General features: G+C 62.9%; 9 protein-coding genes. 5 read left to right on the top strand and 4 right to left on the bottom strand.

The window, feature by feature from the left end; all coding sequences use genetic code 11:
- Positions 1-140 precede the first annotated feature (140 nt).
- From SLG_RS07675 to SLG_RS07655, 5 genes are all read left to right on the top strand, one after another.
- A complete protein-coding gene (locus SLG_RS07675) occupies positions 141-647 on the top strand; it encodes a 5'-methylthioadenosine/S-adenosylhomocysteine nucleosidase family protein (protein ID WP_014075885.1) in 507 nt (168 codons plus the stop codon).
- 81 nt (positions 648-728) lie between these two features.
- On the top strand, positions 729-1,286 hold the full coding sequence (locus SLG_RS07670) for a superoxide dismutase family protein (protein WP_014075884.1): 558 nt from the start codon (positions 729-731) through the stop codon (positions 1,284-1,286).
- 331 nt (positions 1,287-1,617) lie between these two features.
- Positions 1,618-5,793, top strand: coding sequence for a DNA-directed RNA polymerase subunit beta (rpoB, locus tag SLG_RS07665; protein WP_014075883.1), 4,176 nt, complete (start codon positions 1,618-1,620; stop codon positions 5,791-5,793).
- Positions 5,794-5,874: 81 nt separating this feature from the next.
- Entirely contained in the window at positions 5,875-10,131 is a 4,257-nt protein-coding gene (gene rpoC / locus SLG_RS07660) for a DNA-directed RNA polymerase subunit beta' (RefSeq protein ID WP_014075882.1), read from the top strand.
- A gap of 306 nt (positions 10,132-10,437) precedes the next feature.
- Positions 10,438-11,088: a PEPxxWA-CTERM sorting domain-containing protein gene (locus SLG_RS07655; RefSeq protein WP_014075881.1), complete on the top strand. Its 651-nt coding sequence runs from the start codon at positions 10,438-10,440 to the stop codon at positions 11,086-11,088.
- A 116-nt stretch (positions 11,089-11,204) separates the two neighbouring features.
- Here SLG_RS07655 and rpmE read toward each other — a convergent pair whose 3' ends face one another.
- The 4 genes from rpmE to bamA all read right to left on the bottom strand — a co-directional run bounded on the left by rpmE (position 11,205) and on the right by bamA (position 15,390).
- Entirely contained in the window at positions 11,205-11,432 is a 228-nt protein-coding gene (rpmE, locus tag SLG_RS07650) for a 50S ribosomal protein L31 (RefSeq protein ID WP_014075880.1), read from the bottom strand.
- Positions 11,433-11,545: 113 nt separating this feature from the next.
- Entirely contained in the window at positions 11,546-12,025 is a 480-nt protein-coding gene (gene fabZ, locus SLG_RS07645; protein ID WP_014075879.1) for a 3-hydroxyacyl-ACP dehydratase FabZ, read from the bottom strand.
- 6 nt (positions 12,026-12,031) lie between these two features.
- Positions 12,032-12,724: an OmpH family outer membrane protein gene (locus SLG_RS07640; protein ID WP_014075878.1), complete on the bottom strand. Its 693-nt coding sequence runs from the start codon at positions 12,722-12,724 to the stop codon at positions 12,032-12,034.
- The gene (gene bamA / locus SLG_RS07635) at positions 12,724-15,390 is read right to left on the bottom strand and encodes an outer membrane protein assembly factor BamA (protein WP_014075877.1); all 2,667 of its coding nucleotides are present in this window, start codon (positions 15,388-15,390) and stop codon (positions 12,724-12,726) included. The genes SLG_RS07640 and bamA overlap by 1 nt, the downstream gene beginning before the upstream one ends.
- Positions 15,391-15,445 lie beyond the last annotated feature (55 nt).

The following is a 15,445-nucleotide window of genomic DNA, read 5'->3' as shown; positions in this document are numbered from 1 at the left end:
CCCGGAATGACGGGTTCGATCTGCCGTTTGGCGAGGTCGGCACCGATCGCGTTGGCATCTTATAGCCTTTGTCCAAGTAGAGCATCCGGCGGGACGACCGGGCCTCATATGCTTTGCAGTCTGCCGCCTCGCCACCGGTTATGTGGCAGGCCGCGGCCCGGCTGCACACCCGTCACGGTGCCGACCTGCTGATGACGGTCGGCACGGCCGGCAAGCTCAGCCAGATCGAGGGCGACTGCTTCTACCTCGCGCGCGCGATCCAGCACGACTATGGCGCGCGCAAGGCGGACGCGTTCGTCCATTATCCGCCGGGTGAGTGGCCGATGGGGCCGGCAAATGTCGAACCTTATCACGCCATGCCCGATCCCGGCACCGGGCTCCCGGAGGCTTGCATCACGAGCGGCGACGCCTTCATCGAGGACGCGCATTATGCCCAGCACCTGGTCGCCGCGCTCGATGCGGACGTGGTGGACATGGAAACGGCGGCCGTTGCGCAATATGCCGGCAATCTCGGCTTGCCATGGGCGGGCATCAAGGCGACCACCGACGACGCCAACCATGAGAGCGCAGGCGATTTTCATGCCAACCTCCTGGCTGCATCGCAACGCGCAGCAGCCGGTATGGAGCGGCTCATCGCGCGGCTCTGACGCGGTAACACTTGAGCTACCAGAACAACTCTATAGGCTTGTCCGTTGACTGAACTGTGTGCCTTAACAAGAGAGGTCCAGATGGCCCGACTTTCTTCGCTTCCTCACGCCGCAACGGCAATCGCCCTGCTCGCGCTCGCGGCCTGCGCTCAAAAGGCACCTCCCGGCGCGCCTCCGCCGCCCGTGCCTTACGCAGAAGCGATTCTCTACGACAACACCGGCCTGCCGATGGGCAAGGTCACCCTGCTCCCGCAAGGGGAAGCGCTCGCAGGGTCGATCACTGTGCGTGGCGGGCTGACCCCCGGCAATCATGGCATGCACATCCATACGATCGGCGAATGCAAACTGCCGGACTTCACGTCTGCCGGACCGCATCTCAACCCCACCAGTGCGCAGCACGGAACCCAGAATCCGGCCGGCCCGCATCAGGGCGACTTGCCGATGCTGACCGCCGATGCGCGCGGGGAGGCTTCCCTGAAGTTCACGGCACACACGTCGCTCACTGCGCTTTTCGATCTCGATGGCGCCTCATTCGTCGTGCACGCCGATCCCGATGATATGAAGACGGACCCGACCGGCAACAGCGGGGCTCGGGTTCTGTGCGGCGTCCTTTATCGCAAGCAGGGCGCCGGCTCGTAGGGAGCTTAAGAGCCTGCAAAGCGTTGCAGGCTCTTGCACTCGCGCCGAATAGGATTATATCGGCCCTCTGAACGATTCATCGGGTTCGCCAGATCGCTGGCCGAACCGGATGAGTCGCCTGCCCTCGCCCGGGCCAGCATGCCGATTTGCGTACGGCAAGCAACAAGTATGGGGCGAGTGACAGGTCCTCCAGACGCTGCAGTGCGGATCGGACAGCCCCGGCCCGCACTTTTTTGCGTGGCTGAGCACCCCTCCCGGGCGATCGAGCACCCGCGCGGCTGAAGTTCGCTGTGATGCGAAGTTTTTTGGGACCAATTCAGGCAGGACAGGCATGGCAACCAAGGCTCTCCCCCCCTCCACGGCCGGCGAAAGCGCCAAGAAGCGCATCCGCAAGGTTTTCGGCAACATCCACGAAGTGGTGCAGATGCCGAATCTGATCGAAGTGCAGCGGGAGAGCTATGAGCAGTTCCTGCGCTCCAATCCCGCGATCGGCTATGTGTCCGGCCTGGAGAAGACCCTGCGCAGCGTCTTCCCGATCCGCGACTTCGCCGGCACGGCGGAGCTGGACTTCGTCCATTACGAACTCGAAGATCCCAAGTACGACACCGAGGAGTGCCGTCAGCGCGGCATCACATATGCGGCCCCGATGCGGGTGACGCTTCGCCTGATCGTGTTCGAAGTGGACGCCGACACCGAGACCCGCTCCGTGCTCGATATCAAGGAGCAGGATGTCTACATGGGCGACATGCCGCTCATGACGGGCAACGGCACCTTCATCATCAACGGCACCGAGCGCGTCATCGTGTCCCAGATGCACCGCTCGCCAGGCGTGCTCTTCGACCATGACCGTGGCAAAACGCACTCGTCCGGCAAGTATCTCTTCGCTGCGCGCGTGATCCCTTATCGCGGTTCCTGGCTGGACTTCGAGTTCGACGCCAAGGACATCGTGAATGTCCGCATCGACCGCAAGCGCAAGCTGCCGGTGACGGCGCTGCTCTATGCGCTCGGCCTGAATAGCGAGGATATCCTCGGCGAGTTCTACAACAAGATCACTTATGTCCGCGGCCAGAACGGCTGGCAGATCCCCTACACGGCGGAAGCCTGGCGCGGCCAGAAGCCGATGTTCGACATCGTCGATGCCAAGACCGGTGAGGTGGTGTTCGCTGCGGGCCAGAAGATCAGTCCGCGCGCGGCACTCAAGGCGCAGAAGGACGGCCTTGAATCGCTCGTCATCCCGACCGAGGAAATCTATGGCCGCTACAGCGCCTATGACCTCATCAATGAGACCACTGGCGCGATCTATATCGAAGCGGGCGACGAGGTTTCCCCCGAGAATCTCGCCAAGCTGGATGAAGCCGGGATCGATCGCATCGAGCTGCTCGATATCGATCACGTCAACACGGGCCCGTGGATCCGCAACACGCTGAAGGTCGACAAGGCCGAGGATCGCGACCACGCGCTGTCGGACATCTACCGCGTCATGCGCCCCGGCGAACCGCCGACGCGCGAGACGGCCGAAGCCCTGTTCGAAGGCCTGTTCTTCGACGGCGAGCGCTATGATCTCTCGGCCGTGGGCCGCGTGAAGCTCAACATGCGCCTTGGCCTCGACGCTGAGGACACCATCACCACGCTGCGCCGCGAGGACATCCTCGCAGTCGTCAAGGAACTGGTGAACCTCAAGGACGGCAAGGGCGAGATCGACGACATCGACAATCTCGGCAACCGCCGCGTGCGTTCGGTCGGCGAGCTGCTGGAAAACCAGTATCGTGTCGGCCTGCTGCGCATGGAGCGCGCGGTGAAGGAGCGCATGTCGAGCGTCGACGTCTCGACGGTGATGCCGAACGACCTGATCAACGCGAAGCCGGCCGTAGCCGCCGTGCGCGAGTTCTTCGGCTCCTCCCAGCTCTCGCAGTTCATGGACCAGACCAACCCGCTCTCCGAGATCACGCACAAGCGTCGCGTCTCGGCGCTCGGGCCGGGCGGTCTCACCCGCGAACGCGCCGGCTTCGAGGTCCGCGACGTTCACCCGACCCATTATGGCCGTATCTGCCCGATCGAGACGCCGGAAGGCCCGAACATCGGCCTCATCAACTCGCTGGCGAGCTTCTCGCGCGTCAACAAGTACGGCTTCATCGAGACGCCCTATCGCAAGGTGGTCGACAACAAGGTGACTGACGAGGTCGTCTATCTGTCCGCCATGGAAGAAGCGAAACACACGATCGCGCAGGCCAATGCGGAGCTGACCGAGGACGGCCAGTTCGTCGAGGAACTCGTTTCCTCGCGTGAAGCCGGTGAGTTCCTGATGGCGCCGCGCGATCATATCACGCTGATGGACGTCAGCCCCAAGCAGCTTGTCTCGGTTGCCGCTTCGCTCATTCCGTTCCTGGAAAACGACGACGCCAACCGCGCGCTCATGGGCTCGAACATGCAGCGTCAGGCCGTGCCTCTGGTGCGGGCCGAGGCGCCGTTCGTCGGCACCGGCATGGAAGAGACGGTGGCACGCGATTCCGGCGCCGCCATCGCCGCCAAGCGCTCGGGTATCGTCGATCAGGTCGACGCGACCCGTATCGTGATCCGTGCCACGGAGGATGTCGAGCCGGGCCGTTCGGGCGTGGACATCTACACGCTGATGAAGTTCCAGCGCTCCAACCAGGACACCTGCATCAACCAGCGCCCGCTGGTGAAGGTGGGCGACCATGTTTCCGCCGGAGACGTGATCGCTGACGGTCCGTCCACGGAGCTGGGTGAACTGGCGCTGGGCCGCAACAGCCTCGTCGCCTTCATGCCCTGGAACGGCTACAACTACGAGGACTCCATCCTCATCTCCGAGCGGATCGTGAAGGATGACGTCTTCACCTCGATCCACATCGAGGAGTTCGAGGTGATGGCCCGCGACACCAAGCTCGGGCCCGAGGACATCACGCGCGATATCCCGAACGTCGGCGAGGAAGCCCTGCGCAACCTCGACGAGGCGGGCATCGTCTACATCGGCGCCGAGGTCGAGCCGGGCGACATTCTCGTCGGCAAGATCACGCCGAAGGGTGAAAGCCCCATGACGCCGGAGGAAAAGCTCCTCCGCGCGATCTTCGGCGAGAAGGCCAGCGATGTGCGCGACACCTCGCTCCGCCTGCCCCCGGGCGTTGCCGGCACGATCGTCGAGGTGCGCGTGTTCAACCGCCACGGCATCGACAAGGACGAGCGCGCGATGGCGATCGAGCGTGAAGAGATCGACCGCCTCGCCAAGGACCGCGAGGACGAGCGCGCCATTCTCAATCGCGCCACGTTCAACCGTCTGCGCGAGATGCTGATCGGGCAGGTCGCCACGGCGGCCCCGAAGGGCGTGAAGAAGGGCGTCGAGATCGACGAGGCTCTGCTTTCCGAGGTCGAGCGTCATGAATGGTGGAAGTTCGCTGTGGCGGACGACACGCGCCAGACGCAGCTCGAAGCCGTGAAGGCGCAGTATGACGAGGCAGTGAAGCTGATCGTCGAGAAGTTCGAGGACCGTGTCGAGAAGCTGCAGCGCGGCGACGAGCTGCCCCCGGGCGTGCTCAAGATGGTCAAGGTGTTCGTCGCGGTGAAGCGCAAGCTGCAGCCGGGCGACAAGATGGCCGGCCGTCACGGCAACAAGGGTGTCATCTCGCGCATCCTGCCGATCGAGGACATGCCGTTCCTTGAGGACGGCACGCCTGTCGACATCGTGCTGAACCCGCTCGGCGTGCCTTCGCGCATGAACGTCGGTCAGATCTTCGAGACGCATCTGGGCTGGGCTGCACGCGGTCTTGGTCAGCAGATCAAGCAAGCCCTGCAGGACTGGCGCGAGGCCAATCCCGGCGTGACCGGCGGTGAAATGCCGGAAGCGGTGAAGGAGCGGCTGCTCACTGTCTATGGCGACAATTACGCCGCGGACATCGAGGCGCGCAGCTCCGAGCAGATCGTGGAACTGGCATCCAACCTGGTGACCGGCGTGCCGATCGCGACGCCTGTGTTCGACGGTGCCCGCGAGGCGGACGTCTCGGCCATGCTGGAGCTGGCCGGGCTCGATCCTTCGGGACAGTCGACGCTGTTCGACGGCCGGACTGGCGATGCCTTCGACCGGAAGGTGACTGTCGGCATCATCTACATGCTGAAGCTGCATCACCTCGTCGATGACAAGATCCACGCTCGTTCGATCGGACCTTACAGCCTCGTCACCCAGCAGCCGCTGGGCGGCAAGGCCCAGTTCGGTGGCCAGCGCTTCGGTGAGATGGAGGTCTGGGCGCTCCAGGCCTATGGCGCGGCCTACACGCTGCAGGAGATGCTGACGGTGAAGTCGGACGACGTGGTCGGCCGCACCAAGGTCTACGAGGCGATCGTCAAGGGTGACGACACGTTCGAGGCCGGCATCCCCGAGAGCTTCAACGTGCTGGTCAAGGAAATGCGCTCGCTCGGCCTCAATGTGGAGCTGGCAGCGCTGGAAGACATGAGCGACGAGGACGGCGACGGCGAACTGCCCGAGGCCGCGGAATAAGGGAAGCGGGCACTGTCTGCCGAAGCCGGTGCCCTCTTTTCACCCTTGACCGAAATTCAGCCCTCAAGAGGGAATTGAGATATGAACGAACTGACCAATTTCGCGAACCCCGTCGCCAAGCCGGACGTGTTCGACCAGATCCAGATCGGCATCGCATCGCCTGAGCGTATCCGCAGCTGGTCCTTCGGCGAGATCAAGAAGCCCGAAACGATCAACTACCGCACGTTCAAGCCCGAGCGTGACGGCCTGTTCTGTGCGCGCATCTTCGGTCCCATCAAGGACTATGAGTGCCTGTGCGGCAAGTACAAGCGCATGAAGTACAAGGGCATTGTCTGCGAGAAGTGCGGCGTGGAGGTGACCGTCTCCAAGGTCCGTCGCGAGCGGATGGGCCATATCGAGCTGGCAGCGCCGGTCGCGCACATCTGGTTCCTCAAGTCCCTGCCCTCGCGCATCGGCCTGCTGCTCGACATGCAGCTCAAGCAGCTCGAGCGCGTGCTCTATTTCGAGAGCTACATCGTCACTGAGCCCGGCCTCACCCCTCTGGAGCGGTATCAGCTGCTCACCGAGGACGAGCTGCTCGACGCGCAAGACGAGTATGGCGAGGACGCCTTCTCCGCCGGCATCGGTGCCGAGGCGGTGAAGAAGATGCTCGAGGACCTCGACCTGGAGGGCGAGCGCGATGCGCTGCTCAAGGAATTGGCCGAGACCAAGTCCGAGCTGAAGCCCAAGAAGATCATCAAGCGCCTCAAGGTCGTCGAGAGCTTCATCGATTCGGGTAACCGCCCGGAGTGGATGATCCTCGAGGTGATCCCCGTCATTCCGCCGGAGCTGCGTCCGCTGGTTCCGCTGGACGGCGGCCGTTTCGCGACGTCCGATCTCAACGATCTCTATCGCCGCGTTATCAACCGTAACAATCGCCTCAAGCGCCTGATGGAACTGCGCGCGCCGGACATCATCGTCCGCAACGAAAAGCGCATGCTCCAGGAGGCCGTTGACGCCCTGTTCGACAACGGCCGTCGCGGCCGGGTCATCACCGGCGCCAACAAGCGTCCGCTCAAGTCGCTGTCCGACATGCTCAAGGGCAAGCAGGGCCGCTTCCGCCAGAACCTGCTCGGCAAGCGCGTCGACTATTCGGGCCGCTCGGTCATCGTGACCGGTCCGGAGCTCAAGCTGCACCAGTGCGGCCTGCCCAAGAAGATGGCGCTCGAGCTGTTCAAGCCGTTCATCTACGCCCGTCTCGATGCCAAGGGTCTCTCCATGACCCTCAAGCAGGCCAAGAAGTGGGTCGAGAAGGAGCGCAAGGAAGTCTGGGACATCCTCGATGAGGTGATCCGCGAGCATCCGGTGCTGCTCAACCGCGCGCCGACGCTTCACCGCCTCGGCATTCAGGCCTTCGAGCCCGTGCTGATCGAGGGCAAGGCCATCCAGCTTCACCCGCTGGTCTGCGCCGCGTTCAACGCCGACTTCGACGGCGACCAGATGGCCGTTCACGTTCCGCTGAGCCTCGAGGCCCAGCTGGAAGCGCGCGTGCTGATGATGTCGACCAACAACATCCTCTCGCCCGCCAACGGCAAGCCGATCATCGTGCCTTCGCAGGACATGGTTCTGGGTCTCTATTATCTCTCGATGGAGCTGGAAGGCGAGCCGGGCGAAGGCATGATGCTGGCGGACATGGCCGAAGTGCATCAGGCGCTCTTCGCCAAGGCCGTGACGCTGCACTCCAGGATCGTCAGCCGCGTCCCGCAGGTCGACGAGCACGGCAACGAGTTTATGAAGCGCGTCGAAACGACGCCGGGCCGCATGCTCATCGGCGAATGCCTGCCCAAGAGCCACAAGGTGCCGTTCGAGACGATCAACCGCCTTCTCACCAAGAAGGAAATCGGCGACGTCATCGATCAGGTCTATCGCCACACCGGCCAGAAGGACACGGTTCTGTTCGCCGACGCCATCATGGCGCTGGGCTTCCGCCACGCCTTCCGCGCCGGCATCAGCTTCGGCAAGGATGACATGATCATTCCGGACTCGAAGATCGGACTGGTGGACGAGACCAAGGCACTGGTGGCTGATTATGAGCAGCAGTATCAGGACGGCCTCATCACGCAGCAGGAGAAGTACAACAAGGTGATCGACGCCTGGAGCCGTTGCGGTGATCAGGTGGCGGCTGCCATGATGGACGAGATCCGCGCCATGCCCAAGGACACCGATACCGGTCGCCTGAAGCCCATCAACTCGATCTACATGATGAGCCACTCCGGTGCGCGCGGTTCGCCGGCGCAGATGAAGCAGCTCGCGGGCATGCGTGGCCTGATGGCCAAGCCCTCGGGCGAGATCATCGAGACCCCGATCATCTCGAACTTCAAGGAAGGCCTCACCGTCCTTGAGTACTTCAACTCCACCCACGGCGCCCGTAAGGGTCTGGCGGACACGGCGCTCAAGACGGCGAACTCGGGTTATCTGACCCGCCGTCTGGTCGACGTGTCGCAGGACTGCACGATCGTCGAGATCGATTGCGGCACGGACCGGGCGCTGGAGATGAAAGCCATCATCCAGGGCGGTTCGACCATCGCTTCGCTGGGCGAGCGTGTTCTGGGCCGCACCACGGCCGAGGACGTGGTCGACAGCAAGGATGGCTCGGTCATCGTCCCTGAAGGTGAACTGCTCGACGAGGCGATGGTCGCGAAGATCGAAGCCATCGGCGTCCAGGCGATCAAGATCCGTTCGCCGCTCATCTGCGAGTCCAAGATGGGTGTCTGCGCCAAATGCTACGGCCGTGACCTCGCACGCGGCACGCCGGTCAACATCGGTGAAGCCGTGGGCGTCATCGCCGCGCAGTCGATCGGCGAACCGGGCACGCAGCTCACCATGCGGACTTTCCACATCGGCGGCGCTGCGCAGCTCAACGAGCAGTCGAACCTCGAAGCCGTCGCGGACGGTACGCTCGAACTGCGCGACATGCCCACCATCACGGACAAGAACGGGCGTCGCCTGTCCCTTGCCCGTAACGGCGAGCTGGCGATCATCGACGAGGAAGGCCGCGAGCGTGCCGTCCATCGCCTGCCTTATGGCGCCGCCATCCTCTTCGCGGATGGCAGCAAGGTGAAGCAGGGTGACCGGATCGCAGAGTGGGATCCGTTCACGCAGCCGGTGATCACCGAGAAGCCGGGCGTCGTGAAGTATCAGGACCTGATCGACGGCAAGACGCTGACCGAGCAGGCGGACGAGGCAACCGGCATCACGCAGCGCGTGGTGACCGAATACCGCGCACCGTCGCGCTCCAAGGACGATCTTCGTCCGCGCCTCACCCTGCTCGACGACGCGTCGGGCGAGGCTGCGCGTTATCTCCTTGCACCGGGCGCCACGCTCTCGGTCGAGGACGGTGCGCAGGTGCAGGCCGGTGACGTGCTGGCTCGTATCTCTCGCGAGGCAGCCAAGACTCGTGACATCACCGGCGGTCTGCCGCGCGTCGCCGAGCTGTTCGAAGCCCGCAAGCCCAAGGACAATGCGATCATTGCCAAGGTCTCGGGCCGCGTTCAGTTCCTGAAGGACTACAAGGCCAAGCGGAAGATCGCGATCCTCCCCGAGGATGGCGGCGAGCCGGTCGAGTATCTGATCCCCAAGAGCAAGGTGATCGACGTCCAGGAGGGCGACTATGTGAAGCGTGGCGACAACCTGATCGGCGGTTCGCCCGATCCGCACGATATTCTCGAAGTGCTCGGCATCGAGCCGCTGGCGGAATATCTCGTGTCGGAGATTCAGGAAGTCTATCGTCTGCAGGGCGTTAAGATCAACGACAAGCACATCGAGACGATCGTTCGCCAGATGCTGCAGAAGGTCGAGATCACCAATGGTGGCGACACCACCCTGCTGGCGGGCGAACAGGTCGACCGCGACGAGATGGACGAAGTGAATGCCCGGCTGACGCCTGGGCAACAGCCCGCACAGGGCAAGCCGGTGCTGCTCGGCATCACCAAGGCTTCGCTCCAGACGCGCAGCTTCATCTCGGCGGCCTCCTTCCAGGAGACCACCCGTGTCCTCACCGAGGCTGCGGTTCAGGGCAAGAAGGACACCCTGATCGGTCTCAAGGAGAATGTGATCGTCGGGCGTCTGATCCCGGCCGGCACAGGCTCCTCGATGAGCCGCATGCGCATCGCCGCCAACAGCCGCGACGCTGCGCTGCGCGCTGCAATGCGTGTCGCCAACGAAGCGCATCTGGTGGCGCCGAACACGGCGGCTGAGGAGCATGAGGCGGAGTTGCGTCAGCCGGCCGAAGCCGCGATGGGAGACGATCCGCTGGCGAAGGTGCAAGGCGAGGACTTCACGACGGAAGATCTGGGCTAAACATCTTCTCAGCCAACCGTATAGAAAGCGCCCGGACGGCAACCGCCGTTCGGGCGCTTTTTCGTGCGCGCGCCGGGCTCTTGGAAAGCTCCTCGTGACCCGCCAGGGCGCGCTCCCATCATATTTGCAAGTTCACCCGGCACAGGATAATTAACACGGTTAACAAGACGGCCGAGTCTTGTGGTGGGGAAGACCGACAACTCGACAACGTCCGCGAAACCGGGCCGCGCATTCAGACGATCGAACCTCGATCGCCTGTAGGCGCCCTGCATGGTGCAAGGCGCCATAGATGTGGGAGAGTGGATAATGAAAAGCACGATCTGGGCTGCTCTGGCGGCCACCACGCTGATATCGGGAGCAGCCCATGCCGGACCGGCCTGGGAATTCGAAACCGCGACCAATTCCTTCAACAACGGCGACTGGATATTCGCGAACAGCTTCACGGTCCTGGAGACTGTGACGGTCAGCGGGCTGGGCTATTATGCCGACCCATTCAACGGCCAGGTCGAGGACAATCAGGTCGCGCTCTATAGCTGCGACACCGCCGGCTGTCTCAGCACCGGGACGCTGCTCGCGTCCGCCGTCGTCACCAATGCCTATCCGATCGTCGGTCACTTCCGTTATGTGACGATCCCCGAGCTGACACTGCTGCCGGGTGAGTATCTTATCTCCGGGGTGAGCCTGGGAAACAACTATACCTGGAACAACATCGGTTTCTACACCGACTCAAGCATCCAGTATAACGACAATCGCTGGCTTGAGGGTTCGACGCCCGATTTCCTGAACTTCGTTCAGAACGACACCACCGACGGTTACTGGGGACCGAACCTCTTCCTCGGTAAGCCGGATTTCACCGGGGTCGTTCCGGAGCCGGCCACATGGGCCATGATGATCGGCGGCTTCGCGCTGGCGGGCGCCACCATGCGCCGTCGCAAGAGGAAGATCATGTTTGCCTGAACCAAGGCCATCCGAGCGACACAAAAGGAAAGGGCCTCGCAAATGCGAGGCCCTTTTCCGTCTTTGGGAAATGGTGACACCCAATCCCTGCTCTCATGCCGCGGATGCGGAAAGGCTCAGCCCTTCTTGAGCGTGAGGCCGCCAAAGCGCTTGTTGAAGCGAGCAACCTGACCGCCCTGATCGAGCTGGCGCTGGCCGCCTGTCCATGCCGGGTGCGAAGTGGGATCGATGTCCAGCGTCATCGTGTCGCCTTCCTTGCCCCAGGTCGAGCGGGTCTGGAAACTCGTGCCATCGGTCATCTGCACGGTGATATAGTGATAGTCGGGGTGCGTGTCTTTTTTCATGCGTCGGGCTCCAAAAATGACCGGTTTCCGACCGGTCTGGGGCATATGGAAGCGCGGCCCATAGCGGGAACAGGCCACGCTGGCAAGGGCTTGCGCGCTTGTTGTTAAGCGCGTCAGTCCTTCGGCGGATCCGCGATCATCGCCACGCAATGCGCTTCCGCGCACAGCTTGCCGGCGATGCTTGCCTTGCCGGTGAACTTGCAGACCGCGCCGCGCAGCTGGGTGAACTCGACATGCAGGTCGAGCAGATGGCCCGGCTCCACAGGCGCACGGAACTTGGCGCCCTCGATCGCCATGAAGTAGACCAGCTTGCCGCTGCCGGCGAGCCCCAGCGATTCAACCGCCAGAATGCCCGCCGTCTGCGCGATGGCTTCGACGATGAGCACGCCCGGCATGATCGGGCGACCAGGGAAATGTCCCTGGAAGAACTGCTCGTTCATCGACACGGCCTTCACCGCGTGGATCGAGGTGCGGGGAACCATGGATACCACGCGGTCGACGAGCAGAAGTGGATAACGATGCGGTAGCGCCGCCATGATCCGGCGGATATCCAGACCGCTCATCTCGTCCTCGCTCTCCCCGTCGGCCGCCATGGTCGATCAGCGCCCTTCAGGCTGGCGATTGTTGCCGGTGGCGGGCGCCGCCGGGGTGGGTGCGACAGCCGTACCGGGCGCTGCGGGCTGCTGGGCCTGCTGGCCGCCGGGCCGCCAGCCCTGCGGCGGCACGATGCCGACGGACGGCACCAGTGCATTGAGTTCCTGAACCAGAAGATTGGTGACATCAGCGCCCGGCACGAAGGCCTCGGCGGCACCGGCCTTGAGCAGCAGGTCGATCTTGTTCTTGGTCATGACCGACCGCATCGCCTGGTCAAGCTTCGCCCCGATCTGCTCGAGAGCATATTCGCGCGCGAGCTGGATCGGCTGGCCGATCTGCGTGAGTTCGGCCTGCGCTGCCTGGGCGCGCTGCTGGAGCTCTTCATACTGGGTCTGGAGCTGGGTCCGCTGGGCCGGCGTGGGGTTCTGGCCCGCTGCCGTCGCTGCAGCCTGGAAAGCGTCCTGCCGCTGCTTCAGTTCGGCCTGAAGCGCTGCCTGGCGCGTATTGAGCTGGTCGATGTTGGTCTTGTAGGTCACCTGCAGCTGCTGACCGGCCGTCTGGGCCGCGGACGACTGCCCGATTGCCTGCTCGACATTGACCACAGCGATGGCCTGCTTGACCTGTGCGGCTGCAGGCGCGGCGGAAAGCAGGACGGCGGCCGACGCCGTCGCGAGCCCCGGAAGAATGGAATTACGCATCAGAATTGAGTCCCTATATTGAAAGTTACAAGCTTGGTGTCGTCGCCTTCTGCCGTAATGAGCGCCTTGGCGATATCAATTCGGAACGGACCGAAGGGCGAATTCCAGTTGACGCCGAAGCCGACCGACACGCGCGGCTTGGGCGTATCGCCCAGATAGAACTCGCGGAAACCACCCACTTGCGGGCCGTAAAGCGTCGTACCGGTCGGGCAGCTTGCGCCATTGGGTATCGACGCCAGGGTGCCGTCCGTCGTGTTCTGGCACTGGCGCAAGCCATTTGCATCATAGATGGGCAAAGTGACAAGCTGCGGCAGGTCGAGCAGGCCGCCATTCTCGTAGGTCGGCCGGCGCACGCCGAATACGGCACCCGCATCGACGAAGATCGAGGGACGCAGGCCCATGTCGCGCGCGCCAGCGCCCAGCGGAATTTCGATTTCGGCATGGGCGAGATAATAAGCCCGGCCGCCCAGCGCGTCGTCCGACCAAGTGTCCCGGCTCTCGTTGACGCCCGTCGGGTTGCCCTGCTCGTCATAGATATAGGGCTTGCGAATGATCCGCGGGCCGACGCCCCGGATATCGAAGCCACGCATCTGTGGTTCGCCCAGGAAAAAGCGGTCGACGAGGCGGATCGGATCGCTACTGGCGCTCCGGGACTTCTCGAACGACTTGATATATCCGCCCTCGCCGCGAAGGGAGAAGATGAACCCCCCGCCCAGTGGCCAGTATTTGTCGGCAGAAATGCGATTGCGGAGATATTGGACGCTTCCCCCGACACCCGCGAAATCCTGGCTGAATGTCAGGCTGTGACCACGGGTCGGACGAATGCGGTTATCGCGCGTGTCATAGATGAGCGAGTAGCCAATGGTGGATGTCGTCCGCCTGCCGATCGCGTCGCAGAGATATTGCCCTGCCAGCAGCGGCTCGCACTGGAACTGGCCTGGCGTGATACGGTCGCTGTAATAGGTCGATTGATCCAGCGTCACATTGTCGAACGACAGGCCGTAGCGCAGGGCCATCGACAGATATTCGGTAACCGGGATACCCGCCCGCAGCTGGAAGCCGGTGCGTACCTGACTGTAGATGGTGTTGCGGTCGTTGCCGGAGATGTAATTGAAGCTGTTGACATCCTGACGGAAAATATCCGCGCCGACAGCGATGTTCTTGTCCAGGAAATAAGGCTCGGTGAAACCGACGTTCACCGACTTCGAGTAAGTCGAGTAATTGACCGATGTCCTCAGTTCCTGACCCATGCCGCGGAAATTGCGCTGGGTGACGGACGCTGCAAGAATGAAACGCTCCAGACTGGAGAAACCCGCAGAAAGCTGAAGCTCGCCGGTCGCCTTCTCCTCGACATTGGTTTCGAGGACGATCCGATCCGGCGCCGATCCGGGCTTCTGCTCGATTTCCAGCCTTTCCTGGAAAAAGCCGAGCGAATTGATGCGGTCCTGCGAGCGGCGCACCATGAAGGTGTTGAAGGCGTCGCCTTCGTGCAGGCGGAACTCACGCCGAACAACCTTGTCCTGCGTCAGCGTATTGCCGTTGATGTCGATCCGCTCGACATAGACGCGGGGCGCATTGGCGATGCGGAAGGTGATCGACATCGTGCGATCGTCCTTGCTCCGCTCGAACTCGGGCTGGACGTCCGCGAAAGCGTAGCCGAACAGGCCGGCTGTCTGGTTCAGCTGCTCGACCGTGTCCTCGACGGCCTTGGCATTGTACCAGTCCCCCTTCTTCATCCGCAGCGAACGGGTCAGACCGTCGGATGAGAGGTCGCGAATGTCGCTGCGAACCGTGACATCGCCGAACTTGTAGCGATCGCCCTCCTCCACCACATAAGTGATGATGAAGTCCTGCTTGTTGGAGGTCAGCTCGGCGACGGCCGAGATCACACGAAATTCAGCGTAACCCTCGGTGAGATAGAACTGGCGCAGCTTCTGCTGGTCGTAGGCCAGTCGATCCGGGTCGTAAGTGGTGCCCGAGGAGAAAAGACGGAACCAGCGGGACTGCTTCGTCGCCATCTCTCCGCGTAGCCGGCCGTCGGAAAACACGTTGTTGCCGATGATATTGATCTGGCGGACCTTGGACTTGGGCCCTTCCGAGATCTCATAGACGATATCGACGCGATTCTGGTCGAGCTTGACGAGCTTGGGATCGACGACAGCCGCGAAGCGCCCCTGCCGCCTGTACAGCTCGATGATCCTCGCGACATCGGCACGCACCTTGGAGCGCGTGTAGATCTGCCGGGGCGCCATCTTGATCTCTGGCAGGATCTTGTCGTCCTTGAGGCGGCGATTACCTTCGAGGACGATACGATTGATCACCGGATTTTCCGTGATCTGGATGGTCAGCGCGCCCTCATTGTCGCGGATCTGAACATCGGAGAACAACTCGCTCGCATAAAGCTCGCGCAACGCCTCATCGAGCGTGGCGCGGGTATAGGAAGCGCCGACACGCAGGCGCGTGTAGGAAAGCACGGTGTCCGGCTCCAGCCGCTGCGCGCCCTCTACCGTGATCGAACGCACCGTGCCGGTGGGGCTGACGGCGCTGGCCGCCGGCAGGGATGGCGCGGGAGCAGGCGTCTCCTGCGCATGCGCAGGCACTTGCCCCAGCCCGGCGAGCATCGTGCCGCACAGAAGCAATGGCGCGAGGCGACCCTGTGCCGACATTCGTCTAATTTCGCTCAAACCCTGCTTCCTCGCCAGTACCCAAAAACGTCGACCC

It is taken from the genome of Sphingobium sp. SYK-6 (assembly GCF_000283515.1).
Taxonomy (GTDB): Bacteria; Pseudomonadota; Alphaproteobacteria; order Sphingomonadales; family Sphingomonadaceae; genus Sphingobium; species Sphingobium lignivorans.
Note: the sequence above shows the minus strand (reverse complement) of the source record. Positions and strands in the feature narration are given on the sequence as shown.

What these genes read in the sequence shown, in the direction of transcription:
- rpoB (WP_014075883.1), top strand. Translation starts at nt 1,618, where the DNA reads ATGGCAACCAAGGCTCTCCCCCCCTCCACGGCCGGCGAAAGCGCCAAG.
- SLG_RS07655 (WP_014075881.1), top strand. Translation starts at nt 10,438, where the DNA reads ATGAAAAGCACGATCTGGGCTGCTCTGGCGGCCACCACGCTGATATCG.
- bamA (WP_014075877.1), bottom strand. Translation starts at nt 15,390, where the DNA reads ATGTCGGCACAGGGTCGCCTCGCGCCATTGCTTCTGTGCGGCACGATG.
- rpoC (WP_014075882.1), top strand. Translation starts at nt 5,875, where the DNA reads ATGAACGAACTGACCAATTTCGCGAACCCCGTCGCCAAGCCGGACGTG.
- rpmE (WP_014075880.1), bottom strand. Translation starts at nt 11,432, where the DNA reads ATGAAAAAAGACACGCACCCCGACTATCACTATATCACCGTGCAGATG.
- SLG_RS07675 (WP_014075885.1), top strand. Translation starts at nt 141, where the DNA reads ATGTGGCAGGCCGCGGCCCGGCTGCACACCCGTCACGGTGCCGACCTG.
- SLG_RS07640 (WP_014075878.1), bottom strand. Translation starts at nt 12,724, where the DNA reads ATGCGTAATTCCATTCTTCCGGGGCTCGCGACGGCGTCGGCCGCCGTC.
- SLG_RS07670 (WP_014075884.1), top strand. Translation starts at nt 729, where the DNA reads ATGGCCCGACTTTCTTCGCTTCCTCACGCCGCAACGGCAATCGCCCTG.
- fabZ (WP_014075879.1), bottom strand. Translation starts at nt 12,025, where the DNA reads ATGGCGGCCGACGGGGAGAGCGAGGACGAGATGAGCGGTCTGGATATC.